Source organism: Variovorax sp. WS11, from assembly GCF_010499245.1.
GTDB lineage: Bacteria > Pseudomonadota > Gammaproteobacteria > Burkholderiales > Burkholderiaceae_C > Variovorax.
Genome location: NZ_JAAGOW010000002.1, coordinates 295,827 through 320,690 on the forward strand (window position 1 = coordinate 295,827; position 24,864 = coordinate 320,690).

The 24,864-nt window shown below is 69.5% G+C and carries 23 protein-coding genes; 8 read left to right on the plus strand and 15 right to left on the minus strand.

Annotated features, from left to right (window positions below):
* Positions 1 to 29 precede the first annotated feature (29 nt).
* Both GXN78_RS21940 and GXN78_RS21945 read right to left on the minus strand, forming a co-directional pair.
* Entirely contained in the window at positions 30 to 866 is an 837-nt protein-coding gene (locus GXN78_RS21940; RefSeq protein WP_164255651.1) for a DMT family transporter, read from the minus strand.
* Between the two features lie 13 nt (positions 867 to 879).
* Positions 880 to 1,419 carry a GNAT family N-acetyltransferase gene (locus GXN78_RS21945; RefSeq protein ID WP_106555719.1) on the minus strand — a complete coding sequence of 180 codons (540 nt, stop codon included), beginning with the start codon at positions 1,417 to 1,419 and terminating at the stop codon, positions 880 to 882.
* A gap of 257 nt (positions 1,420 to 1,676) precedes the next feature.
* Here GXN78_RS21945 and GXN78_RS21950 point away from each other — a divergent pair, with 257 nt between their 5' ends.
* Positions 1,677 to 2,063, plus strand: coding sequence for a hypothetical protein (locus GXN78_RS21950; protein ID WP_106555720.1), 387 nt, complete (start codon positions 1,677 to 1,679; stop codon positions 2,061 to 2,063).
* Here GXN78_RS21950 and GXN78_RS21955 read toward each other — a convergent pair.
* Positions 2,060 to 2,986 carry a LysR substrate-binding domain-containing protein gene (locus tag GXN78_RS21955; RefSeq protein WP_239142855.1) on the minus strand — a complete coding sequence of 309 codons (927 nt, stop codon included), beginning with the start codon at positions 2,984 to 2,986 and terminating at the stop codon, positions 2,060 to 2,062. The genes GXN78_RS21950 and GXN78_RS21955 overlap by 4 nt on opposite strands.
* A 78-nt stretch (positions 2,987 to 3,064) precedes the next feature.
* Here GXN78_RS21955 and GXN78_RS21960 point away from each other — a divergent pair, with 78 nt between their 5' ends.
* Positions 3,065 to 4,228 (plus strand): MFS transporter, encoded by a 1,164-nt coding sequence (locus GXN78_RS21960; protein ID WP_181360510.1) that lies wholly within the window; start codon positions 3,065 to 3,067, stop codon positions 4,226 to 4,228.
* The gene (locus GXN78_RS21965) at positions 4,225 to 4,845 is read left to right on the plus strand and encodes a pyridoxamine 5'-phosphate oxidase family protein (protein ID WP_106555723.1); all 621 of its coding nucleotides are present in this window, start codon (positions 4,225 to 4,227) and stop codon (positions 4,843 to 4,845) included. Before GXN78_RS21960 ends, GXN78_RS21965 begins: the two co-directional genes overlap by 4 nt.
* Positions 4,846 to 4,857: 12 nt before the next feature.
* Here the strand turns inward: GXN78_RS21965 and GXN78_RS21970 are convergent, their stop codons facing one another.
* On the minus strand, positions 4,858 to 5,790 hold the full coding sequence (locus GXN78_RS21970; protein ID WP_106555779.1) for a LysR substrate-binding domain-containing protein: 933 nt from the start codon (positions 5,788 to 5,790) through the stop codon (positions 4,858 to 4,860).
* 81 nt (positions 5,791 to 5,871) lie between these two features.
* Between GXN78_RS21970 and GXN78_RS21975 the strand changes: the two genes are divergently transcribed.
* Positions 5,872 to 7,137, plus strand: coding sequence for an MFS transporter (locus GXN78_RS21975; RefSeq protein WP_106555724.1), 1,266 nt, complete (start codon positions 5,872 to 5,874; stop codon positions 7,135 to 7,137).
* Here GXN78_RS21975 and GXN78_RS21980 read toward each other — a convergent pair whose 3' ends face one another.
* The 3 genes from GXN78_RS21980 to GXN78_RS21990 all read right to left on the minus strand — a co-directional run bounded on the left by GXN78_RS21980 (position 7,138) and on the right by GXN78_RS21990 (position 10,166).
* Positions 7,138 to 8,163, minus strand: coding sequence for a GSU2403 family nucleotidyltransferase fold protein (locus tag GXN78_RS21980; RefSeq protein WP_106555725.1), 1,026 nt, complete (start codon positions 8,161 to 8,163; stop codon positions 7,138 to 7,140).
* Positions 8,164 to 8,220: 57 nt separating this feature from the next.
* Positions 8,221 to 9,282 (minus strand): adenosine deaminase, encoded by a 1,062-nt coding sequence (locus GXN78_RS21985; RefSeq protein WP_106555726.1) that lies wholly within the window; start codon positions 9,280 to 9,282, stop codon positions 8,221 to 8,223.
* 80 nt (positions 9,283 to 9,362) lie between these two features.
* Positions 9,363 to 10,166, minus strand: a complete 804-nt coding sequence (locus GXN78_RS21990; RefSeq protein ID WP_106555727.1) for an IclR family transcriptional regulator — start codon at positions 10,164 to 10,166, stop codon at positions 9,363 to 9,365.
* Positions 10,167 to 10,348: 182 nt separating this feature from the next.
* Here GXN78_RS21990 and GXN78_RS21995 point away from each other — a divergent pair, with 182 nt between their 5' ends.
* From GXN78_RS21995 to GXN78_RS22010, 4 genes are read left to right on the plus strand one after another with little or no spacing between them, the layout of a single operon-like run.
* Positions 10,349 to 11,116 carry an ABC transporter substrate-binding protein gene (locus GXN78_RS21995; protein ID WP_106555728.1) on the plus strand — a complete coding sequence of 256 codons (768 nt, stop codon included), beginning with the start codon at positions 10,349 to 10,351 and terminating at the stop codon, positions 11,114 to 11,116.
* Positions 11,117 to 11,119: 3 nt separating this feature from the next.
* Positions 11,120 to 11,788, plus strand: a complete 669-nt coding sequence (ehuD, locus tag GXN78_RS22000; RefSeq protein WP_106555729.1) for an ectoine/hydroxyectoine ABC transporter permease subunit EhuD — start codon at positions 11,120 to 11,122, stop codon at positions 11,786 to 11,788.
* Positions 11,785 to 12,540: an amino acid ABC transporter ATP-binding protein gene (locus GXN78_RS22005; RefSeq protein WP_106555730.1), complete on the plus strand. Its 756-nt coding sequence runs from the start codon at positions 11,785 to 11,787 to the stop codon at positions 12,538 to 12,540. The genes ehuD and GXN78_RS22005 overlap by 4 nt, the downstream gene beginning before the upstream one ends.
* A gap of 11 nt (positions 12,541 to 12,551) precedes the next feature.
* Entirely contained in the window at positions 12,552 to 13,835 is a 1,284-nt protein-coding gene (locus GXN78_RS22010) for an FAD-binding oxidoreductase (RefSeq protein ID WP_106555780.1), read from the plus strand.
* 154 nt (positions 13,836 to 13,989) lie between these two features.
* Here the strand turns inward: GXN78_RS22010 and GXN78_RS22015 are convergent, their stop codons facing one another.
* The 8 genes from GXN78_RS22015 to xdhB form a co-directional block, all read right to left on the minus strand.
* Positions 13,990 to 14,997: an aromatic ring-hydroxylating dioxygenase subunit alpha gene (locus GXN78_RS22015; RefSeq protein WP_106555731.1), complete on the minus strand. Its 1,008-nt coding sequence runs from the start codon at positions 14,995 to 14,997 to the stop codon at positions 13,990 to 13,992.
* A 59-nt stretch (positions 14,998 to 15,056) separates the two neighbouring features.
* Positions 15,057 to 16,226 carry a BMP family ABC transporter substrate-binding protein gene (locus GXN78_RS22020; RefSeq protein ID WP_106555732.1) on the minus strand — a complete coding sequence of 390 codons (1,170 nt, stop codon included), beginning with the start codon at positions 16,224 to 16,226 and terminating at the stop codon, positions 15,057 to 15,059.
* Between the two features lie 48 nt (positions 16,227 to 16,274).
* Positions 16,275 to 17,195 carry an ABC transporter permease gene (locus tag GXN78_RS22025; protein WP_106555733.1) on the minus strand — a complete coding sequence of 307 codons (921 nt, stop codon included), beginning with the start codon at positions 17,193 to 17,195 and terminating at the stop codon, positions 16,275 to 16,277.
* Entirely contained in the window at positions 17,195 to 18,349 is a 1,155-nt protein-coding gene (locus tag GXN78_RS22030; protein ID WP_106555734.1) for an ABC transporter permease, read from the minus strand. The genes GXN78_RS22025 and GXN78_RS22030 overlap by 1 nt, the downstream gene beginning before the upstream one ends.
* On the minus strand, positions 18,342 to 19,880 hold the full coding sequence (locus tag GXN78_RS22035; protein WP_106555735.1) for an ABC transporter ATP-binding protein: 1,539 nt from the start codon (positions 19,878 to 19,880) through the stop codon (positions 18,342 to 18,344). The genes GXN78_RS22030 and GXN78_RS22035 overlap by 8 nt, the downstream gene beginning before the upstream one ends.
* Positions 19,881 to 19,962: 82 nt before the next feature.
* Positions 19,963 to 21,309, minus strand: a complete 1,347-nt coding sequence (locus GXN78_RS22040) for an NCS2 family permease (protein ID WP_239142917.1) — start codon at positions 21,307 to 21,309, stop codon at positions 19,963 to 19,965.
* A 92-nt stretch (positions 21,310 to 21,401) separates the two neighbouring features.
* Positions 21,402 to 22,355: a LysR family transcriptional regulator gene (locus GXN78_RS22045; protein ID WP_106555737.1), complete on the minus strand. Its 954-nt coding sequence runs from the start codon at positions 22,353 to 22,355 to the stop codon at positions 21,402 to 21,404.
* An 82-nt stretch (positions 22,356 to 22,437) separates the two neighbouring features.
* A complete protein-coding gene (gene xdhB / locus GXN78_RS22050; protein ID WP_106555738.1) occupies positions 22,438 to 24,864 on the minus strand; it encodes a xanthine dehydrogenase molybdopterin binding subunit in 2,427 nt (808 codons plus the stop codon).

The window sequence follows — 24,864 nt, forward strand, 5'->3', positions numbered from 1 at the left end:
GCGCACCGGCCGCCGGCCGGCCCGCCGGCTTAGCCTGCGCGAATCAGCATGGAGCCGGCCGTGGCGAGCACGACGGCAAGCAGCACCCGCCGCTCCAGCGGCTCCTTCAGGAACACGACGGCGATGATGGCGGCGAAGATCGCGCTGGTGTCGCGCAGCGCCGCGCTCAATGCGATGGGCGCATGCTGCAACACCCACAGGATCAGCAGGTACGACACCATCGCGGCCAGTCCGGCGGGCACGGCGCGCGGCCACTGCGCGCGCAGACTGCCGGGGGTGGCGCCGGCGCTGCGCTGCAGCCAGGTCCAGACGGCCGCGTTCGCGATGGTCAATGCGGCGCCGTAGGCCAGCGGGGATTGCGCGTGCCGCACGCCCTGCGCATCGCAGACGGCATAGCCGGCCGCGAAGGCCCCCGCGGCCAGGATCCAGCCCAGCGCCGGCCGCGTGAGCGCCCGCCGGCGGCCCGAGCCCAGGGCGAGCATCAACATGGCCGCACTCACCAGCGCGATGCCGAGCATGCCGGGCAGCGCCGGCCGCTCCCCCGCCACTGCGGCGGCCAGCGGCAGCACCAGGAGCACCGACGAGGCCCGCGCCATCGGGTAGACGATGCCGAAGCCCGCATGCGTGTAGCCGCGCAGCAGCGCTGCCACGGCGCCCATGTTCAGTGCCACGGAGCCGATCATCCAGGGCCAGGCTGGAGCGGCCGGCAGCCCGGCCCAGATCAGCGCGGGCACGGCCAGCAGCGCCGAGACCAGCATCTGCGCCGTCATGGCCTGGGCCGGATGCGCACTGGCCTTCACCGCGGCATTCCAGGCGGCGTGCAGGACGGCGCTGAGCAGGGCGGCGGCGACGTAGAGGTTGTCCATGCCGCCGCTGCGCTCAGTCGCCCAGCACGCGGTAGAAGAAGGTGGTGTCGCAGGGCCCGCCCTGCGGCCACAGCGCATAGCCCGGGATCGTTCCGCAGCGCTGCCAGCCACAACGCACATAGAGCCGCTCGGCATCGCCGCTCGCGGTGTCGAGCACCAGCAGCGTTTTGCCGGCCTCGCGCGCGGCCTGCTCGGCCGCTTGCATCAGGATCTCGCCCCAGCCGCGGCGCCGCGCGCGGCGGTGCACCAGCATCTTCGCGACATCCGCCCGGTGCGGCTGGTTCTCCGGCTGCTCGAGCACCAGCTGCACCGTGCCCACGATGCCGGCGGCGTCCTCGGCCACCAGCAGCACGCGCTCGCCGCGGCCCGCGCTTTCGGCCATGCGGCGCCAGAAGGCCAGCGCCTTCGGCATGGACAGCGGCTGCATGAAGCTCACCGAGGCGCCACCCTCCACGCAGTCGATCAGCAGCTCGGCCAGCTGCTGCAGCTGGTCCTCGCCGGCAGCGGCGAGGCGGCGAATGCCGGGGACGGAAGTCGAAGCTTGCAGGGACATGTCATCTCCGGGGCGTGGGCAGGCTGGTGATCGGCGGGGCAATTCCTCCATGGCGGAAGAAAGGTCCACCATACCGGATGGCCGGTCAAGCCGGCGCGAAGCCTGGCGTCGCGCGGCCGCCACCGCATCGATGCAAATGCGCAACTCCGCGTGCGCTCCGGGCAATAGTTCACGCACGTGCCATGCGGCCGTCGCGATGCAGCAGTACGATGCAGGCGACGAACCCCTCAGCGTTCGTGAAGCGGCAGGCAGGTCCTATGAAAGCGCGTGTTGAACTGGGAGCATTTCTAACGGCATCGGTCATCGGCATCTCCCTGCCGGTGGATGCACAGACCACGCGACAGTTCGCGGCGCCGACCGCCGCCGAGCAGCAGGAGGCCGACTTGCGCGTGATCGCGGCACGCTGCGGCACCCCGGCCTTCGAGAAAGGCTTCTTCAAGGACTCCAGGGCGGCCGTCGCGGCCGGGCTGGTCAACAAGCACCGGATGCCCGCCGACGTCGAGAAATCGGTCGAGGCGCTGCGGCGCAGCCCCTTCGTGCTGGTGGCGAGCAACGCGGACTGCCCGAACCAGCTGGCGCAGCTCAAGGAGCTGCAGAAGACACGCCAGGCGGCGATCCACTCCGGGCGCGGGCGCAGGCCCTAGCGCAACGCGTTCTTTTTGCGTTGTGCCGCCGGCGCAGCGCCGCGCAACATCGATTCGAACCACTCCGCCACGCACTGCGCTTGCGGGGCGGCTTCGGGTGCAAGCCCGTAGTAGTAGCGCGTGAGCGGCATACGCAGCGCGGGCAGGCCCGCTTGCAGCCGCCCCGAAGCCAGGTCGTGCGTCACCAGCGAGGTCGGCGCCAGCGCAAGGCCCAGTCCGTCGACTGCCGCCTGCAGCACGAAGTGGAGATGATCGAACTGCAGCCGCCCGGCCGGCTTGTTCCGCGGCGCGCCGAAGCGCCGACGCCAATCGTCCCAATCGCTCTTGCGCGTCCTGGCCGATAGCAGCACATGCGAGGACAGCGCGCGCGGCTCGGCCAGCGGCCGCGACGCGAGCAACGCGGGCGCGCCGACCACCAGCCCCTCGTCCTCGAGAAAGGGATGCACCTGCATCGAGGGCGGCCAGCCCTCGAGGCCGCGCCGCACCGCGATGTCGAAGCCCTCGACGTCTTGCGCCGGCGCCACGGTGCTGGTGACGACCTCAGGTTCGATGCCGGGATAGCGTTCGACGAAGTCCGGCAAGCGCGGAATGAGCCAGCGCACCGCGAAGGAAGGCCGCACGTTGATGCGCACGGCGCAGCGGCCCGATGAGGGTTTGCCCACGGCGCGCGCCGCGGCGGCGATCTGCTGCAGCGCGGGGCCGACCTCGGCGAAGAACTGCTGCCCCTCGGCCGTCAGCGTGACCTGGCGGATGCGCCGCTCGAACAGCGGCACGCCCAGAAACTCCTCGAGCAGGCGGATCTGCCGGCTCACCGCGCTGTGCGTGACATGCAGCTCGGCGGCAGCGCGCGTGAAGCTCAGCTGCCGCGCCGCCGCGGCGAAGGCACGCACGGCGTTGAGGGGCGGCTCGCGGGACGAGGACATGCGTGCGATTTTCTCACGCATGCCCGCGCGGGAATGTCGTTTGTCGAGCGCGGGGCGGCAGCGCACCATCGGAGCCCGATGCCGACAGCCCCCGCTCCCACCGACCTGAACTCGCGCCGCGCCGCGATCGCGCTGGCCCTCGCGCTGCCGGCGGACACCGTGCTCTATTTGCTGCTGCCGATGCACGCCGCCGAGTTCGGCCTGAGCCTCGCCGAGGCCGGCATCCTGCTGGCGGCCAACCGCCTGGTGCGCATCGCAGGCTATGGCTGGGTGGCGCGTTTCTACGCCCGCCGCGGCGACCGCCCCGTCTGCACGCTGGCGGTGGCAGCGGCTGCCCTCTGCGCCCTCGGCTACGCGCTGCTCTCGGGCTTCTGGGCCCTGCTGCCGCTGCGACTCCTGTGGGGGCTGTGCTTCGCGGCGCTCAACCTGTCGACGCAGGCGCTGGCGACGGCGGACCCGGTGGGCGCCGCCCGCCGCAGCGGTCGCTCGCGGGCCTTCATCGCGATGGGCCCGGTGCTCGCGCTGCCGCTGGGCGCGCTGCTCGCGCAGGCCACCGGGCCGCGGCCGATCTTCTTCGTGCTCGCGGCGGTGGCGCTGCTCGGCCTGGCCGTTGCACGGCAGCTGCCTTCGCTGCCGCATCCCGTGGCAGCGCCGGCGCGGCGCTTCCGGCGCCCCGGCAGCCTCGATGCCTGGTCCTTCATGGAAGGGCTCACGCTGGACGGGCTCTTCATCGTCGGCCTCTCCTACCTCGGCCGCGACCTGCTGCCCGGCGGCGCGGTGGTGGTGGCCGGCCTGCTGATGGCCCTGCGCTACCTGGCGGAGATCCTCTTGAGCCCGCTCGGGGGGCGCCTGGCCGACAAGCTGGGGGCCGAGCGCCTGCTGGTGATCCTGTCGTTGGTCACGGCGCTGGCGCTGGTGGGCTTCGGCGCGGGCTGGCTGTGGTCCTGCGCGGCCGCGATCGTGGTGCTGCGCGCGCTGCAATTGCCGCTGCTGCCGCCCATCGTGATGCGGCGCACGCCGGGCCCGGCGCGCGTCCAGGCGCTGGCGGCGCGCGCCGTGTGGCGCGACATCGGCGCCGGCACCGGCCCGCTGCTCGCGGGCCTGCTGCTGCCGCTGGCGCCGCCCCTGTGGCTCTACGGCATCCCGGCACTGCTGCTGGCGCTGGCCGCGCTCGCATGCGGCAGGACGCCTGCGCCCGCACCCTCTCTTCTTGCAACGCCTCCAGGAAAGCGATCCCCATGACCCGGCCTCACACCATCGACACCCTTGCCCAGCTGGAGGCGCTGTTCGGCCAGCCCGGCGAAGCATCGCTGCGCAAGGAAGTGGATTTCCTCCACCCGCATTACCAGGCCCTGATCGCCGCATCGCCCTTCGCCGTGCTCGCCACCTGCAACACCGGCCATCTCGACACCTCGCCGCGCGGCGATCCGCCGGGCTTCGTCGCCGTCCAGGACGAGAAGACGCTGCTGCTGCCCGAGCGCCGCGGCAACCATCGCATCGACAGCCTGCGCAACATCGTGGCGGACCCGCGCGTGGCCCTGCTGTTCCTGGTTCCCGGCGTGGGCGAGACGCTGCGCGTGAACGGCAAGGCTTGCATCACCGTCGCACCCGAGCTGCTGGCGCGCTTCGCGGTCGAGGGCAAGCCGCCGCAGTGCGTGCTCGTCATCCAGGTGGAGTCGGTGTACTTCCAGTGCGCCCGCGCGATCCAGCGCTCGAAGCTGTGGGCCCCGGTGCCGGCCGACGCGCCGCGCACGGTGCCGACGCCGGGCGCCATCCTGGCCGCGCCGACCGCCGGCGAGTTCGATGGCGCGACCTACGACCGCGAACTGCCGCAGCGGCAGAAGAACACACTCTACTGAAGGCGGGGCCGCTCAGGCCGCTTCGAGCCCGCCGCCGCAAACGGCGTCGCGCAGCAGATCGGCCAGCCGCGCGACCGGCGCCTCCGGCTGCGCCTGCGCGCGGTACATGGCCAGGGCCATCGAAGGCAAGGCCGGCAGGCCGGTGCCGGCACGATCCAGCACGCGCACGTGCGCCGGCAGGCCCAGGGCGGTGCGCGCCGACAGGCCCAGCCCGGCGGAGGTCGCGGCCCACAGCGCCGCCAGGCTGGCGCTGGTGAAGGCGTGGCGCCATGGAATGCCGGCGCGATCGAGCACGGCGGTGACGATCTCGCGCAGCGGGCAAGGCGCATCGAGCAGCACCAGCGGCAGGGGCTCGCGGCCCTTCTTCGCGCCGGGTCGCTTGCGCTCGGCCCACCACGGCGCATCGAGCGCCGCGGGCGAGGCCGGGCCCAGCCATTGCAGCGGCAGGCGCACCAGGCGCTCGCCATGGGCCTGCGAGAGCCGCCCCTCCGCTTCCCAGAGCAGCGCCAGGTCGAGCTGGCCCAGCTCGAGCTTCTCGCGCAGATCGGCGCTGCGCGCCACGCAGGCCTCGATGCGCACCTTGGGATGGGCGCGCGCGAAGCGACCGAGGACTCCGGGCAGCACGTGCTCGCCCAGGTCTTCCTGGAGCCCGAGGCGCACCCAGCCCTCCAGATCGACGCCGCGCATCGCGGCCGCCGCCTCGTCGTTGATCTCGAGCAGGCGATGCGCGTAAGCGAGCAGGGTCTCGCCCGCATCGGTGAGCACCAGGCCGCGCCCGGCCTTGCGCACCAGCGGCGTGCCGGCCTGCGATTCCAGCTTCTTGAGCTGTGCGCTGACGGCCGAGGTGGAGCGGCCCAGCCGGTCCGCCGCCCGGGCAAAGCTGCCGAGCGCGATGCCGGTGGAGAAGGTGCGCAGCACGTCGATATCGAACATCACCTGGGCCATGGAGACCATCCTGTTTCTTGGGACGATGGGTTGATTATTTTCTGATTTTCAAAAGCCTTGCAGCCGCCCAGACTGCGACCCATGCAAGCCGATCCTCACTCCCTGCCGCGTCACCGCTGGAAGGTTCTCGCCGCCGGCGTGGCCGCCAACGCCGCCTTCTCCGTCGCCTTCAGCGGCATTCCGATGACCGCCGTGCTGATGCGCTCGGGCTACCGCCTCGACAACGAGAGCCTCGGCCTGGTGCTGGGCCTCATGGGCCTGGGCATCGCAATCAGCGAACTGCCCTGGGGCCTCTTGACCGACCGCTGGGGCGACCGGCCCGTACTGCTGCTGGGCCTGGCCAGCACGGCGTTGGCACTCGCCGTCATGGCCTTGGTCGCCGCGCCCACGCCAGGCCACGTCCCCGGGCTGGGCTTGCTCGGCGCGGGGCTGCTGCTGGTGGGATTGCTGGGCGGCAGCGTCAATGGCGCCAGCGGTCGCGCCGTGATGACCTGGTTCGCCGACGGCGAACGCGGGCTGGCGATGAGCATCCGGCAGACTGCCGTGCCGCTGGGCGGCGGCCTGGGCGCGCTGCTGCTGCCGATGGTGGCGCTGCACGCCGGCTTCGCCGCGCTCTATGGGCTGCTGGCGGCGCTGTGTGCCTTCGGGGCCCTGTTGGCCTGGGCGTGGGTGCACGAGCCACCCGCACAGCCGGCCGCGCGGACAGCCACGCAGGCTGCGGGCACGCGCGAGGGGCCGCTGCGCGACCCGCGCGTGTGGCGCATCGTGGCCGGCATCGGCATCCTATGCGCGCCGCAGTTCGCGGTGCTGTCCTTCGGCACCGTGTTCCTGCACGACTTCGGCCACATCGGCCTCTCGGCAATCACCGCCACCATGGTTGCGGTGCAGGTGGGCGCGATGGCGATGCGCGTCTGGAGCGGGCGCTGGACCGACCGCCGCAGGAACCGCCCGGCCTACCTGCGCGCCTGCAGCGCGATCGGCGTGCTGCTCTTCGCCGGGGTCGGCGTCGCATCGCTCGCGAGGCTGGGCAGCGACTCGCCGGCCGGGCAGACCCTCTTGATGCTGCTGATGGCCGCGAGCGGCATCTGCATTTCGGCCTGGCATGGCGTGGCCTACACCGAGTTGGCGGTGCGCGCAGGCGCGGCGCGCGCCGGCACCGCGCTGGGCATGGCGAACACCAGTGTGTTCGGGGTGTGCTTCCTCACGCCGCTGGCGATCCCGCACCTCCAGGGCTTGCAGGGCTGGCCGCTGGTGTGGTTCGCCGCGAGCGGCTGCGCCCTGCTCGCGCTGCCGCTGCTCGCGCCGGCGCAAGAGGTCCGGGGCCAGCCGCGCGCACAGCCCCTGTGACTACCCGAGGAGTGCTTCGAACTGTTCGAGCGCCTGGGGGTGGGCCGCCAACGCGCGGCGCAACGCAGGCAGCCGCTTCTTCACGGTCTGCCGCACCGCGGCGGGCGCATCGCCAAACGAATCGGACAGCACTTCATCGTGCTGCTCGACCAGGACGGCCGCCAGGGTCGCGGCCTGCACCAGGTCTTTTTCCGCCTTCTCGGGAAAGCTCTGGCGCGATGCGCTGGAGAAGAGCTTGTGCCAGACGAATCGCTCGGGCTGCGGGAGCATCAGCGAGATGCAATGGCCGCCGGCAAGAAGTGCCGCCTGCCGAGGCTCGGCTAGAAGATACGCGTAGTGAGGCACCGTTTGCGCACTCCACATCAGCTGGGGGATCGCAACGGTCTTTCCCAATCTGTCGCCATGCGTCAGCACATCGACCCTCAGGCCGTCGCGTCCTTTTTGCTTGACCGAGGTGGAGGGCGACTGGCTGGGCATGCCGGGCACAGGCACGAAGTCGAGGCGCGTGGCATCCATCGCCTCGAGAAACGACGCCGGCACGCCCAGGGCCAGCTTCTGCCGCGCGGCCAGATCGATGTCCTGCGTCCGAGCGGAGACCGCCTTGGCGCCGAGTTCGTTGAGCCATGCCATGTAGCACAGCGTCCCTACCAGCGTCACGCCCGCGCGCAGGATGGCTCTGTTGTGAAGTTCGACCAGCACACCGGCGACGCCCTTGTCGGCGACCTGGAACTGGAGCTTTCGAAGATCGCGGACCTGGGCGGCGGTCCATTGCGCAAATTCGATCTGGCGTTCGAAGCCTTCAAGCGTCTCGACGTCCCCATCCCTGCCCACCAGTTGCTCGGCCTGCCGGCCCGGGACCGGGTAGTAAACCCTGTACCAGTACGCGTAGCCTGTCCCCTGTCGCTTGACCAGGGTGCCCGGCGTTCCTGCAAGCAGGACGTCCGCCGAGCCTGCACGCTCCTTCAGCTCGGCGTACTGCGTCCTGAATGCCAACTCCTGCGCGCGATACAAGGTGCCTGGTGACATGTCCGAGTTACCCAACAAAACTTAATTTTATTGGGTAAATCCGGCGACGGACTCAACTCAGGCGGCTTTGCCGAACTGCGCAAAGCGCTCGTCCAGCCGCTCCATCCAGCCCGCCTTGGTCGCCGCATCGACGAAGCTGCCCTCGAGGCTGTTGGCCGCCAGTTGCCACGCATGCTTCGCCGTCAGCCCGGTCGCCGCGAACGTCTGGATGAAGTTCTCGTTCATGTAGCCGCCGAAGTAGGCCGGGTCGTCCGAGTTCACGGTCGCGACCAGGCCGGCGTCGAGCAGTTGGCCGAGGTTGTGCTGCGCCAGGTCGGGAAACACGCACAGCTTGAGGTTCGACAGCGGGCAGACGGTCAGCGGGATGCGGTCCTGCGCCAGCCGCTTCATCAGCGCCGGGTCTTTGGTGCTCTGCACGCCGTGGTCGACGCGCTCCACCTTCAGCACGTCGAGCGCGCTCCACACGTAGGCCGGCGGGCCCTCCTCGCCCGCATGCGCGACGAGGTGGAAGCCCAGCTCGCGGCAGCGCGCGAACACGCGCGCGAACTTCTCGGGCGGGTGGCCGAGCTCGCTGGAATCGAGGCCCACGCCGATGAACTTGTCGCGAAAAGGCAGCGCCTGCTCCAGCGTGGCGAAGGCGTCTTCTTCGCTCAGGTGGCGCAGGAAGCACAGGATCAGCGCGGCGCTCACGCCCAGCTTCGACTTCGCGTCGACGCAGGCGCGGTGCAGGCCGTCGATCACCGTCTGCATCGCGACGCCGCGCGCGGTGTGGGTCTGCGGGTCGAAGAACATTTCGGTGTGGACCACGTTGTCGGCGGCGGCGCGCTCGAGGTAGGCCCAGGCCATGTCGTGGAAGTCCTGCTCCTTCAGCAGCACGCTGGCGCCGGCGTAGTAGATGTCCAGGAAGCTCTGCAGGTTGGTGAAGGCATAGGCGCGGCGCAGCTCTTCCACGCTGGCGTAGGGGATGGCCACGCCGTTGCGCTGGGCCAGCGCGAAGATCAGCTCGGGCTCCAGCGAGCCCTCGATGTGCATGTGCAGTTCGGCCTTGGGCATGGCGCGCAGCAGCGCGGGCAGGCGGTCGGGGGGGATGTCGTGGGTGAAGGGGCGCAGGTCGGTCATGGGGCGGTCGCGGGGAAGTGTTCGCGCACAGCATAAGCGCAGCCGGCCGGCTGGCGAACCCCCGCCCCGCGCAGGTGCGCTCAGCCGATGCCGCGCACCGAAGTCGTGAGCGAACGCGCGCACTGCAGCAGCGTCGGGGCCAGCTTGCGCACCGCCTCGTCCAGGGTCCAACGGCTGGTGGGCGCGACCAGGTGCACGGCCGCCACCGGCCGGCCCTGGCTGCCGATCACGGGCGCCGCCAGCGTCATGTCGCCCAGGAAGAGCTCCTCGCTGTTGGTCGCGTAGCCCTGCAGCCGGGTCTGGCGCAGCGCGTCCACGATGTCGTCGACCGCGGTGCGCGTGTGGGCGGTGTGGGCCACGCGCTCCGAGCGCTCGATCAGCGCCAGGGCTTCGTCCTCGGGCAGCGCGCTCAGGTAGGCCCGCCCGGAGGCCGTGCAGTACATGGGGATGCGGCTGCCGATGGGCATGTGCACCGGGACGAACTGCGAGCTGACGAAGCGCGCGACGTAGACCATGTCCAGGCCGTCGGGCTCGGTGAGGTTGGAGGTCTCCGTCGTGACCTTGGTCAGCTCGGACAGGAAGGGGTTGGCCACGTCGATCAGCGGATCGGCGGCTAGGTAGTTGAAGCCGATTTCCATGACCCGCGGCGTGAGCTGGTAGCGCCGCGTCTGAGGATGCTTACGCACATAGCCTAGGCGCTCCAGCGTGAAGACCATGCGCTGCGCGGAGCTCTTGGTGATGTCGGTGGCAGCGGCCACATCGGCCAGCGTCATGGTGCGCCGGCGGGCGCTGAAGGCGCGCAGCACGGCCAGTCCCTTCTCCAGCGACTGGTTGAAAAGCAGGCTGGGGCCGTCGTCGTCGGCGGGTTTCAGGGGGGCGTCCATGGCGGGGTCGAGTATAGCGGCATTGTCTTAAATAATCGCATATCGATACTATCGGTTCGAATAGCGGTTTTCATCTATTGATAAAAGCTTCACATACATCGAATACTGGCATGTCTATTGCATCCATCGAACCGTCCCCGTTTCGGGTCCTGCCCTTCGAATCTTCCTCAAGGAGTCTCTGCATGAATCGCTTCGTCCGTCGCCTTCATCGTTTTGCCGTGGGCCTGTGCGCCACCGCCGCCTTCGGCCTCTCTGCCGCGCAAGGCGCCGCGCCGACCTACAACGTGGGCGCCACGGCGACCGGTGTGCCCTTCACTTTCCTCGACGTGAAGACCAACACCATCCAGGGAATGATGGTCGACACCGTCACGGCCGTCGGTAAGGCGGGCGGCTTCGGCGTGAACGTGCAGCAGACGGTGTTCTCGGCGCTGATTCCTTCGCTCACCTCCAGCAAGATCGATATCGTGTCGGCGGCCATGCTGAAGACGCCCGCGCGCCAGCAGGTGGTGGACTTCAGCGACCCGGTCTACTCGTACGGCGAGGGGCTGATCGTCAAGAGTGACGACACGCGCCCCTACGCCTCGCTCGACGAGCTCAAGGGCGAGGTGGTGGGCGCGCAGGTGGGCACGGTGTTCCTCGACATGCTCAGCAAGAAGGGCATCTTCAAGGAGGTGCGCAGCTACGACTCGGTGGCCGACATGACGCGCGACCTCGCGCTCGGCCGCATCAAGGCGGGTCTCGGCGACCAGCCCATCATCGCCTACCAGCTGCGGCAGGGCACCTTCAACGGCGTGAAGCTGGTCGAGAGCTACAAGGCGGTCAATGTCGGCGACGTGTGCCTGGTGGTGCGCAAGGGCGACACCGAGACGCTGGCGCGCATCAACAAGGCCATCGCAACGATCAAGGCCGACGGCACGCTCGCGAAGATCGTCCAGAAGTGGGGCATCTGAGCGATGGCGGCAGCCGCATTCCTCCAGCATGCCCGTGACTTCCTGCCCATCCTGCTGCAGGGGGCGGTGGTCACGGTGCAGGTGACCCTGCTCTCCTTCCTGCTCAGCAGCGCGCTCGGCCTGGCGCTGGCGCTGATGAAGCTCTCGCCGGTGCGTGCCCTGTCCCTGACCGGCTCGGCGGTGATCAACGTGATCCGCGGCCTGCCCATCATCGTGCAGCTCTTCTACATCTACTTCGTGCTGCCCGAGTTCGGCGTGCAGCTCACGGCCTTCCAGGCAGGCGTGATCGGGCTGGGCATCGCCTACTCGGCCTACCAGGCGGAGAACTTCCGTGGCGGCATCGAGGCGGTCGACGCCGGCCAGCGCGAGGCAGCGCAGGCCATGGGGATGCGCTCGGCGCTGATCATGCGCCGCGTGATCCTGCCGCAGGCCTTCCGCATCGCGCTGCCGCCCTACGGGAACACGCTGGTCATGATGCTCAAGGACTCGTCGCTGGTCTCCACCATCACGGTGGCGGAGATGACGCGCGCCGGCCAGCTGATCGCCTCCTCCACCTTCCAGAACATGACGGTCTACACGCTGGTGGCGCTGCTCTACCTGCTCATGAGCCTGCCGCTGGTCTATGGCCTGCGCCGGCTGGAGCGCCGCTTCGGCGCCGGGAGGAAGCCATGATCACGGTCAGCCATCTCGAGAAGCGCTTCGGCGACCACCGCGTGCTGCAGGGCGTGAGCCTGAACGTCGATGCCGGCGAAGTGGTGTGCCTGATCGGGCCCTCGGGCTCGGGCAAGTCCACGGTGCTTCGCTGCATCAACGGGTTGGAGTCCTACGAAGGCGGCGAGGTGCGGGCCTTCGGCGAGCGGGTCGACCGCCACGGCAAGAACATCCACCGGCTGCGCAGCCGCATGGGCATGGTGTTCCAGCGCTTCAACCTGTTCCCGCACCGCACGGTGCTGCAGAACGTGATGGAGGGGCCGGTCTACGTGCTGCGCCAGAGCCCTGCGCAGGCGCGCGAGGAGGCGATGGCCCTGCTGGCCAAGGTCGGCCTGGCCGAGAAGGCGCAGGCCTGGCCGGCCCAGCTCTCGGGCGGCCAGCAGCAGCGCGTGGCGATCGCCCGCGCGCTGGCCATGAAGCCCGAGGCGATGCTGTTCGACGAGCCGACATCGGCGCTCGACCCCGAATTGGTCGGCGACGTGCTCGCGGTGATGCGCGCATTGGCCGACGAAGGCATGACCATGATCGTGGTCACGCACGAGATGGGCTTCGCGCGCGAAGTCGCCGACCGAGTCTGCTTCCTGCACAGCGGCAGCATCGTGGAGGAAGGCCCGGCCGCGCAGGTGCTGGGCGCGCCGCGCCAGCCGCGCACGCAGGACTTCCTGCGCCGCGTGCTCCATCCCTCGACCGCGCCCGCGGGGGCGGCGTCGTGACGATGGCTTCGATGGCGGCGACGCAGACGCTCCCTCCCTCGCTCTGGGCCGCGACCGCGCCGCCGGCACCGCCGACACCGCCGCTGGCATCCTCGCGCCGGGCCGACGTGCTGGTGGTCGGCGCCGGCTTCACCGGCCTCTCGACCGCGCTGCACTTGGCCGAGGCCGGCGCGCAGGTCTGCGTGCTGGAGGCGCACGAGCCCGGCTGGGGCGCCTCCGGGCGCAACGGCGGGCAGGTCAACCCGACGCTCAAGCACGACCCGGACGATCTGGTGCGCCTGTACGGCGCCGCGCAAGCAGAGCCGCTGATCGATGCCGTCTCCCGCTCGGCCGACCTGGTGTTCGAGCTGATCGAGCGCCATCGCATCGACTGCCAGCCGGTGCGCGGCGGCTGGCTGCAGGTCGCCTATTCGGCGCGCGAAGTCGCGGGCTTGCATGCCCGCGCCGCGCAGTGGGCACGGCGCGGCGTCGCGACGCAAGCGCTGGACCGCGCTGCGGTCGCCGCCCGCCTCGGCACACAGGCCTTTGCCGGCGGCTGGCTCGACGGCCGGGCGGGCGGCATCCACCCGCTGGCCTACACGCGCGGGCTGGTGCGCGCCGCGCAGGGCCTCGGCGTGGCGGTGCATGGCGAAACGCAGGTGACGGGCCTCGAGCGCCAGGGCGCGCAGTGGCACGCCACCACCTCCACCGGCGCAACCGTGATCGCGGACCAAGTGGTGCTCGCGACCAACGGCTACACGGGCCCCCTGTGGCCGGGGCTCGCGCGCACCCTCCTCGCGGCGAACAGCTTCATCGTCGCGACCCAGCCGCTCGAGGGACCGGCGGCCGACGCCATCCTGGCACGCGGCGAGACGGCCTCGACCTCGCAGCGCCTGCTGCTCTATTTCCGCAAGGATGCGCAGGGCCGCCTGCTGATGGGCGGGCGCGGCCATTTCGCCGACCCGCGCGGGCCCGAGGATTTCGCGCACCTGGAGCGCTCGCTCGAACTGCTGTTTCCGCACCTGGGGCCGCTGCGCTACGAATACCGCTGGGCCGGGCGCATCGCCGTGACGCACGACTTCATGCCGCACGTGCACACACCGGCACCGGGCGTCACGATGGCGCTGGGCTACAACGGGCGCGGCATCGCACTGGCGACCAGCATGGGGTGGCATCTGGCTGCGCGGCTGAAGGGCAGCACCGGCGACTTCCCGTTTCCGGTGACGCCGATGCAGCCTATTCCGCTGCACGGCTTGCAGCGTTTCTACGTCGCGGCGGGGGTGGCGTGGTACAGCCTGCTCGACCGGATGGCCTGATAGCCGGGCGGCGCCCAGTATCGGCTCAAGTATCGGCTCGATTTGTCAGTATCGGCCCAGCAATCGGGCCGATACCGGCAGTATCGGCTCGATAGCTTCGCTTCCGCACTCACGCCTTCAACTGCGCGCGTTACCGGCTCGGCATCAGGGAAACTCAGGCCTGGATTGACGAAGGGCGTACGCCGACCGTGATGCCGCGCTCGCGCAGATGGCGGCGGTAGAAGGACGAGGCCTTGTCCGCCGCGGTGTGCAGCTCGGCCCGCAGGTCCAGCGGCAGGCTGCGCGGGCGCTGCGATTCGAGCACGGGCTTGTCCTGCAGGAAGATGGTGTCCTGGAAGGCGCGCAGCTGCGCATCGTCGCGCTCGAAGTCGGCCGTGGCCATGCGGAACCACACGCGGCTGCGTTCGGCTTCCATCGGGCAGATGAAGAGCGCGATCGACTCCTGGTAGTCCTCGATGCCCACGCTTGCGGCATCGGGCACCTTGGTCAGCACCGCGGCATAGGGTGCCGTGACCTCGTAGCGGTACTCGACCTGCGCCGGTGCGGTGGAGTGAATGGTGGACTGCGGCTGCCAGGCCTTGCAGCCGGTGGCGAGCAGCCCTTGGGGCGTGGCCTCGACACGGTAGTCGTCGATCGCCGTCATGTCGCGCGCCCCGAGCCAGCCTTCGTGCACGAAGCCGAAGTGCGCCATGTCCAGGAAGTTCTCGACCAGGCGTGGGGCGCTGGTCTCCACGTCATAGGGCCCGCAGTTGATCTTGCGCAGCCGCGCGTCGTGTTCGGCCGCGAAGGCCGACAGCTCGCCGCCCTCGCCTTCCATGCGGACCCACACCAGGCCATGGGCCTCGCGGGCCGCATGGACGGTGGCGCGATGCGTCGGCGGCGGCACAAAGTCCGGCAGCGCCGGCACATGCACGCTGCGGCCGCCGGCGGCGAAGCGCCAGCCGTGGTACGGGCATTCGAGCGCCGTGCCGCCATCGCAGGGCACCACGCGCCCCAGCGAGAGCTGCGCGCCGCGATGCGGGCAGCGGTCGGTCCAGGCCTGCACGACGCCCGCCGCGTCGCGCCACAGCACGAGGCCTTCGCCCAACAGCTGCACCGCGAGCGGCGCCTGCGCGACCTCGTCGGCCAGCGCGACCGGGTGCCAGAGTTCTTTTTCGATCATCGTGCGAGTAAAAAGAAAAGGGTTGCCCAGGCAACCCTTCCAAGCGAAATCCGACCCGCTTACTTCTTGTCGCCGCCCGGCACCTTGCCTTCCACGCCCTTGACGTAGAAGTTCACACCCGAGAGGAACTTGTCATCGGCGGCAGCGCCGGCAGCCACCAGCTCCTTGCCGTCCTGGCCGACGATCGGGCCCTTCCAGATCGAGAAGCTGCCGTCCTTCAGCCCCTTCTTGACTTCCTCGACCTTGGCCTTGGTCTCGGCCGGCACGTCCTCGGCGATGGAGACGATGTCGATCGCGCCTTCCTTCACGCCCCACCAGGTCTGGCCGGTGGCCCACTTGCCGTCCAGCGCGTCCTGCACCGCCTTGGTGTAGTACGGCGTCCAGTTGATGACGGCCGAGGCCAGGTGCGCCTTGGGACCGTAGGCGGTCATGTCCGAGTCCCAGCCGAAGGCGCGCTTGCCCTTTTCCTGGGCGGTCTTGAGCACGGCCGGCGAGTCGGTGTTCTGGAACAGCACGTCGGCGCCGCCGTTGATCAGCGCGGTGGCGGCCTCGGTTTCCTTCGGCGGGCTGAACCACTCGTTGACCCACACCACCTTGGTCGTGACCTTCGGGTTGACCGACTGCGCGCCCATGGTGAAGGAGTTGATGTTGCGCAGCACTTCCGGGATCGGCACCGAGCCGACCACGCCCAGCGTGTTGCTCTTGGTCATCGCGCCCGCGATGATGCCGGCCATGTACGCGCCCTCGTAGGTGCGGCTGTCGTAGGTGCGCATGTTCTCGGCCGTCTTGTAGCCGGTGGCATGCTCGAACTTCACTTCCTTGCTGTCGTTCGCCACCTTGAGCATCGGCTCCATGTAGCCGAAGGTGGTGCCGAAGATCAGCTTGTTGCCCTGCCCCACCATGTCGCGGAACACGCGCTCGGCATCGGCCGACTCGGGCACGCTCTCGACGAAGGTGGTCTTGATCTTGGCGCCGAACTCCTTCTCGACTGCCTTGCGCGCGTTGTCGTGCGCGAAGGTCCAGCCACCGTCGCCAACCGGGCCCACATACGCCCACGCGACGTTCAGCGGAGCGGCCGGCGCAGGGGCCGCGGCCGTCGGGGCCGGAGCGGGTGCAGCGGGGGCCGGGGCCGGCGCTTCTTCCTTCTTGCCGCAGCCGATGAGAGCGGCCGAAGCGACCGCGGACATGGCAGCGAGCTTGAGCAGGGAACGCTTGTTCAGATCATTCATTGGGAGGAATCCTCGAAGGACGGTTGCTGGAAACAATTGTGAACGGAATTATGAGCCGGGGTAGAAGGGTTTCCCGATGGAAGCCGGCATGTTGATGCGGATGAAAGCCGGGTTGCGCGAGATCAGCGCCAGCACCACGATCGGCGCGATGTACTGCAGCATGCTGAGGAACTGGCTGGGCACGTTCACGCCCGTGCTCTGCAGGTGGAAGCCCAGCATCGAGACCCCGCCGAACAGGTACGCGCCCAGCAGCACTCGCACCGGCCGCCAGGTCGCGAAGGTGGTGAGTGCCAGCGCGATCCAGCCGCGGCCGGCCACCATGCCTTCCACCCACAGCGGCGTGTAGACGGTCGACAGATACGCGCCGGCCAGCCCGCACAGCGCGCCGCCCGCGATCACCGCCATGAAGCGGATGCGTCGCACCGGATAGCCCAGCGCATGCGAGGACTCCGGCGACTCGCCCACCGAACGCAGCACGAGCCCGGCGCGGGTGCGGTAGAGAAACCAGATCAGGCCGATGGTCAGCAGCACTGCGAAATACACCATCGGGTGATGGCGGAACAGGGCCGGCCCGACGAGCGGAATGTCGCCCAGGAGCGGCAACGCGTAGCTGATGCTCTCGGGCAGCTTGGCCTGCACGAAGTTGATGCCCGCGAAAGCCGAGAAGCCGACACCGAAGAGACTGAGCGCCAGCCCGGTCGCGTACTGGTTGGTGTTGAGCCAGATCACCAGCACGCCGAAGAAGGCCGCCAGCAGCGCCCCCGCTGCCATGCCGGCCGCAAAGCCGAGCCAGGTGTTGCCCGTGGTGACCACGGCGGCGAAGCCGGCGATGGCTGCGCACAGCATCATCCCCTCGGCGCCGAGGTTGACGATGCCGGCCTTTTCGTTGATCAGCAGGCCCAGCGCCGCGATTGCGAGCACCGTGCCGGCGCTGAGCGTCGAGCCGAGGAGGAGTGCGTACGATTCCATCAGATGGCTCCTTCCGGGGCTTGGGCTGTGACAGGCGCGTTCAGCGGCGTGCTGGCTTGCAGCGAAGAGGTGCCCGCAGGCGCGGCCAGCGGCTTGGGCGCCGACTTGCGGCGGATGCGGTAGGCGATCAGCGTGTCGCAGGCCAGCAGCGTGAACAGCAGCAACCCCTGGAACACGCCCGTCAGCGACTTGGGCAGCCCCAGCCGCGACTGCGCCAACTCGCCGCCGATGTAGAACATGCTCATCAGGATGGCAGAGAAGATCATGCCCACCGGATGCAGCCGTCCGACGAAGGCCACGATGATGGCCGCGAAGCCGTAGCCCGCCGGCACGTAGGGCGTGAGCTGGCCGATCGGGCCCGCCACTTCCAGCGCGCCCGCCAGGCCGGCCGCGCCGCCCGAGGTGAGCAGCGCGACCCAGATGGCGCGCCGCGCCGAGAAGCCCGCATAGCGCGCCGCCGCCGGCGCGAGGCCGCCCACCTGCTGCGCAAAGCCGGCCCGCGTGCGGAACAGGAACACCCACAGCGCCGCCGCACCCGCCAGCGCGATGATCAGCCCGATGCTCACGCGCGAGCCCTTGATGAGACGCGGGATCTGGGTCACCGCCTCGAAGGTCTTGGTCTGCGGGAAGTTGTAGCCCAGCGGGTCCTTCCAGGGCCCGTAGACCATGTAGCCCAGCAGCAGCGTCGCCACGTAGACCAGCATCAGGCTCACCAGGATCTCGCTGGCGTTGAAGCGGTCGCGCAGCAGGGCGACGATGCCGGCCCACACCATGCCGCCCAGGATGCCGGCCACGAGGATTGCGGCCACGATCCACCCGCCGGTGGTCTTGTCGGCCATCAGCGCCACGCCGCCGGCCGCGATGGCGCCGAAGACGAACTGCCCCTCGGCCCCGATGTTCCAGACGTTGGAGCGGAAGCACACGGCCAGCCCGAGCGCGATGATGAGCAGCGGCGTGGCCTTGACCATCAGCTCGCCCAGCGCGTAGCCGCTCTTGATCGGCTCCCAGAAGAAGACGAGCAGGCCCTTGACCGGGTCCTTGCCGAGCAGCGAGAACAGCACCATGCCGATCAACACCGTGACGGCCAGGGCCAGGATCGGCGAGCCGTAGCTCCAGAAGCGCGAGAGCTGCGGGCGGGGTTCGAGCTTAAGCATGGGCCACCTCTTCTTTCGTTGCCGCGTGGGGCTGGCCGCTCCACAGGCCGCTCATCCACTCGCCGATCTGCGGTACGGTGGCCGCGGCGCGATCGATGGAAGGCGACATCCGCCCCTTGGCGATGACGTGCAGCCGGTCGCTGATCTCGAACAGCTCGTCCAGCTCTTCGCTCACCACCAGCACGGCGCAGCCGGCGTCGCGCAGGGCCAGGATCTCCCCGCGGATCAGGGCCGCGGCGCCCACGTCCACACCCCAGGTGGGCTGCGAGACGACGAAGATCTTCGGGTTGGCGTCGATCTCGCGCCCGACGATGAACTTCTGCAGGTTGCCGCCCGAGAGCGAGCGCGCCGCCGCGCCCGGCCCACCGGCCTTGACCTTGAAGCGCTCGATGATGCGGCCCGCATGCTGCTGCAGCGCGCCGGTTCGAATCCAGCCGCCCCGGCCCACCGCGTTGCTGCGCGTGAGCAGCATGTTGTGCGCCAGGCTCAGCGTCGGCACTGCACCGCGGCCCAGCCGCTCCTCGGGCACGAAGTGCAGGCCCAGCGCGCGCCGCCGGCGCGGGCGGAAGTGCGCGGCCGGCTTGCCGAAGACCTCGATCATCCCGGCCTCGGCGCGCGTGTCTTCGCCGGAGAGCGCATACAGCAACTCCTTCTGGCCGTTGCCCGACACGCCCGCGATGCCCACCACCTCGCCGGCACGCACCTCGAGCGAGACGCCGTCGAGGTCGACCCCGAACTGGTCCTCGCGTGCCAGCGTCAGCTCCTTGACCTGCAGAGCCACGGCCCCTGCATGCACCGGCCGGTGCTGCAAGGGCGGTGGTTCCGCGCCGATCATCAGGCGTGACAGCGACTCGTTGCTCTCGTTCTGCGGATTGCACACCCCCGTCACCTTGCCGCCGCGCAGCACGGTGCAGGCGGTGCACAGCTCGCGGATCTCGTGCAGCTTGTGGCTGATGTAGAGGATGCTGCAGCCCTCGGCCGCCAGCTTCTTGAGCACCACGAAGAGCTTGGTCACGGCCTGGGGCGTGAGCACCGAGGTGGGCTCGTCGAGGATCAGCAGCTTGGGGTCGGTCAGCAGCGCGCGGATGATCTCCACCCGCTGCATCTCACCCACCGAGAGGGTGTGGACCGGGCGCGAGGGGTCGATGTCCAGCCCGTACTCGCCGGCCTTGGCCGAGATGCGCTGCGTGACCTCGGCCAGCGTGAGGCTCTTCTCGAGCCCCAGCCAGACGTTCTCGGCCACGGTGAGGGTGTCGAACAGGCTGAAGTGCTGGAACACCATGCTGATGCCCAGCGCCCTCGCCTCCTGCGGGTTGCGCACGTTGACCGGCTGGCCGTTGAACATCACGCTGCCCTCGTCGGGCTTGACGGAGCCGTAGATGATCTTCATCAGCGTGGACTTGCCGGCGCCGTTCTCGCCGAGCACGGCGTGGGTTTCGCCCGGCGCTACCGTGAGCGAGACGTCGCTGTTGGCGACGACCGAGGGGTAGCGCTTGGTGATGTTCGAGAGCTGGAGTCGTTGGATTGTCATGCCTGTGCCTGGCCTGTGGGTTATCGAATCGCCCTCAACCGCCCCGGCGTCTGGCCCAGGGCGATCGCATTATTTTCTGCCGTCAGTGTCCGCCGATGTAGATGAACTTGAAGAGGAAAACCCCGCCGATCAGCCACACCATCCAGTGCACCTGCCTCGCGCGGCCGGTGAACAGCTTCAGGACCGCATAGGTGATGAAGCCGAAGGCCAGGCCGTTGGCGATCGAGTAGGTGAAGGGCATGGCGAGCGCAGTGACCGCGGCCGGGATCACCTCGGTCGTGTCGTCCCAATCGAGCTCGGTGATATCCCTAAGCATCAAACAGGCCACGAAGAAGAGCGCGGGGGCGGTGGCGTATGCCGGCACGGCGCCGGCCAGCGGCGAGATCGCCAGCGCGGCCAGGAACAACACCGCCACCGTGAGCGCGGTCAGGCCGGTGCGGCCGCCGGCTTGCACGCCGGCTGCGCTCTCCACGTAGGCCGTGGTGCTGGAGGTGCCCAGCAGCGAGCCCGCGAAGATCGCGCCGCTGTCGGCCAGGAGCGACTTGTTGAGCCGGTCCATCTTGCCCGGCACCAGCAGGCCGGCGCGGCGCGCCACGCCCATCAGGGTGCCGGTGGCGTCGAACAGCTCGACCAGGAAGAACACCAGGATCACGTTCAGGATGCCGCCCGACAGCGCCGACTTGATGTCAAGCTGCAGGAAGGTGGGCGCGATCGAAGGCGGTGCCGAGAACACGCCGTGGAAGGTGTTGCCGCCGAAGAAGAAGGACAGCACCGTCACGCCGAGGATGCCGATCAGGATCGCGCCGGGCACCTTCAGCCGGTCGAGCACCACGATGGTGAAGAAGCCCAGCGTCGCCAGCACCACCTGCGGCGTGTGCAGGTCGCCGAGCGTGATGTAGGTGGCCTTGGAGGGCGCGACGATGCCGGCGCTCTTGAGCGCGATGATCGCCAGGAACAGGCCGATGCCCACCGTGATCGCCAGCCGTATGGACTGCGGGATGCCGCGGATGATCAGCTCCCGCAGCCGGAACACCGTGACCAGCAGGAACAGGCAGCCCGAGACGAAGACCGCGCCCAGCGCCGCCTGCCAGGTGAAGCCCATCTGCAGCACCACCACGTAGGCGAAATAGGCGTTGAGCCCCATGCCCGGCGCCAGCGCGATCGGGTAGTTGGCGTAGAAGGCCATGATCCCCGTGCCCAGCGCCGCGATCAGGCAGGTGGCGACGAACACGGCGTCCTTCGGCATGCCCGCGTCGCCCAGGATCGACGGGTTGACGAAGATGATGTAGGCCATCGTCAGGAAGGTGGTGAGGCCAGCCACGATTTCGGTGCGAACCGTGGTGTTGTGTTCCCTGAGCTTGAACATCCGCTCGGCCCAGCCGGTGGCCGGGGGTGCAGAGCTGGTGTCGTGCTCGCTGACATCGAGCATCTGTTGTGTGCGGTTCATCGCGTTGTCTCCGTCTCTCTTGTGGAATGGCGTTGGCAGATGTCGCGACGCCGGGCGCGAGTTGTGAAGGCCGGCTATCCGGAGCCGGTCGAAGAAGCGGCGGGCCTCAGCGAGGCCGCGACCGATTTGGTCCGCTCGCGCAGCCAGCGCGCGGAGCTGGAGGAATGGGTGCGCTCATGCCACAGCTGGTAGTACATGAGGCGCGGCAGCGCGATCGGGCACGGGAGGATCGTGACCGGCAAGCGGTCGAGGAAGCGCTCGCAGTACTGCCGCCCGGTGGTGAGCACCAGCAGGCTGGAGGCCACCATGTCCGGGATCAACCCGAAGTGCGCGCAGCGCGCCGTGATGTTGCGCTGCCGGCCCTGCTCGTCGAGCATCTGGTCGATGATGCCGCGCGCGCCCGGATGCAGCGCCGTCGGCGCCACGTGCTCGGCCGAGAGCCAGCTGTCCAGGTCCCAGCCGCGGCGCACCGCCGGATGGTCCTGGTTGACCAGGCAGACGATCTCGTCGCCGAAGAGCCGCGCCATGTGCAGGTCTTCCGGCGGCTTGAGCCAGTTGCCGATCACCAGGTCGACCTGGCCGAGCGACAGGTGCGCGTGGTAGTCCGAGTCGGACGACAGCGCATGGATCTCGATGCCGCACAGCGGCGCTTGCGCCTTGACCTGCGCGACCAGCATGGGCAGGAAGAGCGGGTCGAGGTAGTCCGAGGCGGCGATGCGGAAGGTGGTCTGCGCGGTCTGCGGATCGAAGCCGCGCGCATCCGAGAACAGCATCTCCGCCGCGCGCAGGATGCTGGCGGCCGGGTCGATCATGCGCAGCCCCGCATCCGTGGGCACCATGCCCGAGCCCGAGCGCACCAGCAGCGGGTCGCCCGAGAGCTCGCGCAGGCGCTTCAGCGCGGCCGAGACGGCCGGCTGGTACATGCCCAGGCGGATGGCTGCGCGCGAGACGCTGCGGTCGGTCAACACGGTATGAAGCACCCGGATGAGGTGAAGGTCGATCTTGTCCAGAAGCGCTTGGTCTCTCATGGGCTGCCCGCAGGGTGATGGGAACGTGCGGGCAGTTATACAGCGCAGCATTCACATCGGGCCCCTTGTTCATTGGGCAGATTCAGGCCGCGGCCGACTGCACGGCCGTCACGGCGCGCAGGATGGATTCGCTGGTGGCCGGCGCGGTCAGCGGCGGGTCCACGCGATGCTCGCCCACCGCCGACACCGCGTCGCGGATTGCGAAGAAGACCGAGAAGGGCAGCAAGAGCGGCGGCTCGCCGACCGCCTTGCTGCGGTGGATCGAGTCCTCGAAGTTCTGGCCCTCGAACAGGCGCACGTTGAAGACCGGCGGGCAGTCGTTGGCCGTCGGGATCTTGTAGGTGCTGGGCGCGTGGGTGGTGAGCAGGCCGGTCTTCGGATGCCACACCAGCTCCTCGGTGGTGAGCCAGCCCATGCCCTGGATGAAGGCGCCCTCGACCTGGCCGATGTCCACGGCCGGGTTCAGCGACTTGCCGGCGTCGTGCAGGATGTCGGCGCGCAGCAGCTTCCACTCGCCGGTCAGCGTGTCGACGATCACCTCGCTCACGGCGGCGCCGTAGGCGTAGTAGAAGAAGGGGCGGCCATGCATCTTGTCCTTGTCCCACGAGAGCCCCGGCGTGGCGTAGAAGCCGTCGGACCAGAGCTGCACGCGGTCGAGGTAGGCCTCGCCGACGACGGTGCTGAAGGACAGCGTGCGGCCGGCGACCTCGACCTGGTCGTTGGCGAAGCGCACCTCTTCGGCCTTGCCGCCGTGGCGCGCGGCAGCGCAGGCGGCCAGCCGCTCGCGGATCTGGCGTGCCGCGTCCTGCGCGGCCTTGCCGTTGAGGTCGGCGCCGGTCGATGCGGCGGTGGCCGAGGTGTTGGCCACCTTCTGCGTGTCGGTCGCCGTGACGCGCACGGTCTCGAAGCTCACGCCCAGCTCGTGCGCCACCACCTGCGCCACCTTGGTGTTGAGGCCCTGCCCCATCTCGGTCCCGCCGTGGTTCACCAGGATCGAGCCGTCGGTGTAGACGTGGACCAGCGCGCCGGCCTGGTTGAAGTGCTTGACGTTGAAGGAAATGCCGAACTTCAGCGGTGCCAGCGCGATGCCGCGCTTGAGCACCGGGCTCGCCGTGTTGAAGGCCGCGATCTCCTCGCGCCGCGCGCGGTAGGCGCTGGTGCCCTCCAGCTCGGAGACCAGCTCATGGATGATGTTGTCGGACACGACCTGGCCGTAGGGCGTGACGTTGCTCTCGCCCTTGCCGTAGAAGTTGACGCGCCGCACGTCCAGCGGATCGCGCCTCAGTTCGCGCGCCACGCTGTCGAGGATGTTCTCGATCGCGATTGCGCCTTGCGGGCCGCCAAAGCCGCGGAAGGCGGTGTTGCTCTGCGTGTTGGTGCGGCCGGAGTAGCCGTGCATCGCCACGTCGGGCAGCCAGTAGGCGTTGTCGAAGTGGCACAGCGCCCGCGTCATCACCGGGCCCGACAGGTCGGCCGAGTGGCCGGCGCGCGAGACCATGCTGATCTCGGCGCCGAGGATGCGGCCCTCGTCGTCGAAGCCCACCTCGTACTCGTACCAGAAGCAGTGGCGCCGGCCGGTGATGAGGAAGTCGTCGTCACGGTCCAGCCGCAGCTTGACCGGGCGCTTCAGCTTGTTGGCCGCCACCGCCGCCACGCAGGCGAAGAGCCCCGACTGCGACTCCTTGCCGCCGAAGCCGCCGCCCATGCGCCGGCATTCGACCTGCACCTCGTTAGCGTGCAGGTGGAGCGCGTGCGCGACCAGGTGCTGCATCTCGCTCGGGTGCTGGGTCGAGCAGTGTACGTGCATCGCACCGCCCTCCTTCGGGATCGCGTAGCTGATCTGGCCCTCGAGGTAGAACTGCTCCTGGCCGCCGACGTCGAGCGTGGCCTTGAGCCGGTGCGGCGCCTTGGCGATGGCGGCCTGCGCGCCGCCCTCATGGGTGCTGCGCACCAGGTGCATCGGCGGCAGCACGTACTGGCCCTTCTCGTGCGCCTGCTGCGGCGTGATCACCGGCGGCTCGGCCTCGATGTCCAGCGCGTCCTTGGCACCGGCGGCGGCGCGGCGCGCGGCGTCGCGCGTCTCGGCGATCACCGCGAACACGGGCTGGCCCAGGTAGCGGATGTCGCCGCTGCAGAGGATCGGGTCGTCGTGAACGATGGAGCCGCAGTCGTTGCTGCCCGGGATGTCGGCCGCGGTGAGCACCGCCACCACGCCGGGCATGGCGCAGATCGCCTCCAGGTTCATGTTCTTGAGCCGGCCGTTCGCCACCGGCGACAGGCCCAGCGCGCAGTGCAGCGTGCCCGCCAGTTCGGGGATGTCGTCGATGTAGGTGGCCTCGCCGGCCACGTGCAGGTGCGCCGATTCGTGCGGGCGGCTGATGCCGACGCGCGCGCCGCCGTCGTGCGCCTTGGCCTCGGCGCGCGCGTCGATGCGCGCGGCAGTGTTCTTCAGGTAGTCGGCGAAGGCTTCGGCCGATTGCAGCAGTGCGGGGTCGAGGGGCTTGTTCAT

What these genes read in the sequence shown, in the direction of transcription:
- GXN78_RS21940 (WP_164255651.1), bottom strand. Translation starts at nt 866, where the DNA reads ATGGACAACCTCTACGTCGCCGCCGCCCTGCTCAGCGCCGTCCTGCAC.
- GXN78_RS21945 (WP_106555719.1), bottom strand. Translation starts at nt 1,419, where the DNA reads ATGTCCCTGCAAGCTTCGACTTCCGTCCCCGGCATTCGCCGCCTCGCC.
- GXN78_RS21950 (WP_106555720.1), top strand. Translation starts at nt 1,677, where the DNA reads ATGAAAGCGCGTGTTGAACTGGGAGCATTTCTAACGGCATCGGTCATC.
- GXN78_RS21955 (WP_239142855.1), bottom strand. Translation starts at nt 2,986, where the DNA reads ATGTCCTCGTCCCGCGAGCCGCCCCTCAACGCCGTGCGTGCCTTCGCC.
- GXN78_RS21960 (WP_181360510.1), top strand. Translation starts at nt 3,065, where the DNA reads ATGCCGACAGCCCCCGCTCCCACCGACCTGAACTCGCGCCGCGCCGCG.
- GXN78_RS21965 (WP_106555723.1), top strand. Translation starts at nt 4,225, where the DNA reads ATGACCCGGCCTCACACCATCGACACCCTTGCCCAGCTGGAGGCGCTG.
- GXN78_RS21970 (WP_106555779.1), bottom strand. Translation starts at nt 5,790, where the DNA reads ATGGCCCAGGTGATGTTCGATATCGACGTGCTGCGCACCTTCTCCACC.
- GXN78_RS21975 (WP_106555724.1), top strand. Translation starts at nt 5,872, where the DNA reads ATGCAAGCCGATCCTCACTCCCTGCCGCGTCACCGCTGGAAGGTTCTC.
- GXN78_RS21980 (WP_106555725.1), bottom strand. Translation starts at nt 8,163, where the DNA reads ATGTCACCAGGCACCTTGTATCGCGCGCAGGAGTTGGCATTCAGGACG.
- GXN78_RS21985 (WP_106555726.1), bottom strand. Translation starts at nt 9,282, where the DNA reads ATGACCGACCTGCGCCCCTTCACCCACGACATCCCCCCCGACCGCCTG.
- GXN78_RS21990 (WP_106555727.1), bottom strand. Translation starts at nt 10,166, where the DNA reads ATGGACGCCCCCCTGAAACCCGCCGACGACGACGGCCCCAGCCTGCTT.
- GXN78_RS21995 (WP_106555728.1), top strand. Translation starts at nt 10,349, where the DNA reads ATGAATCGCTTCGTCCGTCGCCTTCATCGTTTTGCCGTGGGCCTGTGC.
- ehuD (WP_106555729.1), top strand. Translation starts at nt 11,120, where the DNA reads ATGGCGGCAGCCGCATTCCTCCAGCATGCCCGTGACTTCCTGCCCATC.
- GXN78_RS22005 (WP_106555730.1), top strand. Translation starts at nt 11,785, where the DNA reads ATGATCACGGTCAGCCATCTCGAGAAGCGCTTCGGCGACCACCGCGTG.
- GXN78_RS22010 (WP_106555780.1), top strand. Translation starts at nt 12,552, where the DNA reads ATGGCGGCGACGCAGACGCTCCCTCCCTCGCTCTGGGCCGCGACCGCG.
- GXN78_RS22015 (WP_106555731.1), bottom strand. Translation starts at nt 14,997, where the DNA reads ATGATCGAAAAAGAACTCTGGCACCCGGTCGCGCTGGCCGACGAGGTC.
- GXN78_RS22020 (WP_106555732.1), bottom strand. Translation starts at nt 16,226, where the DNA reads ATGAATGATCTGAACAAGCGTTCCCTGCTCAAGCTCGCTGCCATGTCC.
- GXN78_RS22025 (WP_106555733.1), bottom strand. Translation starts at nt 17,195, where the DNA reads ATGGAATCGTACGCACTCCTCCTCGGCTCGACGCTCAGCGCCGGCACG.
- GXN78_RS22030 (WP_106555734.1), bottom strand. Translation starts at nt 18,349, where the DNA reads ATGCTTAAGCTCGAACCCCGCCCGCAGCTCTCGCGCTTCTGGAGCTAC.
- GXN78_RS22035 (WP_106555735.1), bottom strand. Translation starts at nt 19,880, where the DNA reads ATGACAATCCAACGACTCCAGCTCTCGAACATCACCAAGCGCTACCCC.
- GXN78_RS22040 (WP_239142917.1), bottom strand. Translation starts at nt 21,309, where the DNA reads ATGCTCGATGTCAGCGAGCACGACACCAGCTCTGCACCCCCGGCCACC.
- GXN78_RS22045 (WP_106555737.1), bottom strand. Translation starts at nt 22,355, where the DNA reads ATGAGAGACCAAGCGCTTCTGGACAAGATCGACCTTCACCTCATCCGG.
- xdhB (WP_106555738.1), bottom strand. Translation starts at nt 24,864, where the DNA reads ATGAACAAGCCCCTCGACCCCGCACTGCTGCAATCGGCCGAAGCCTTC.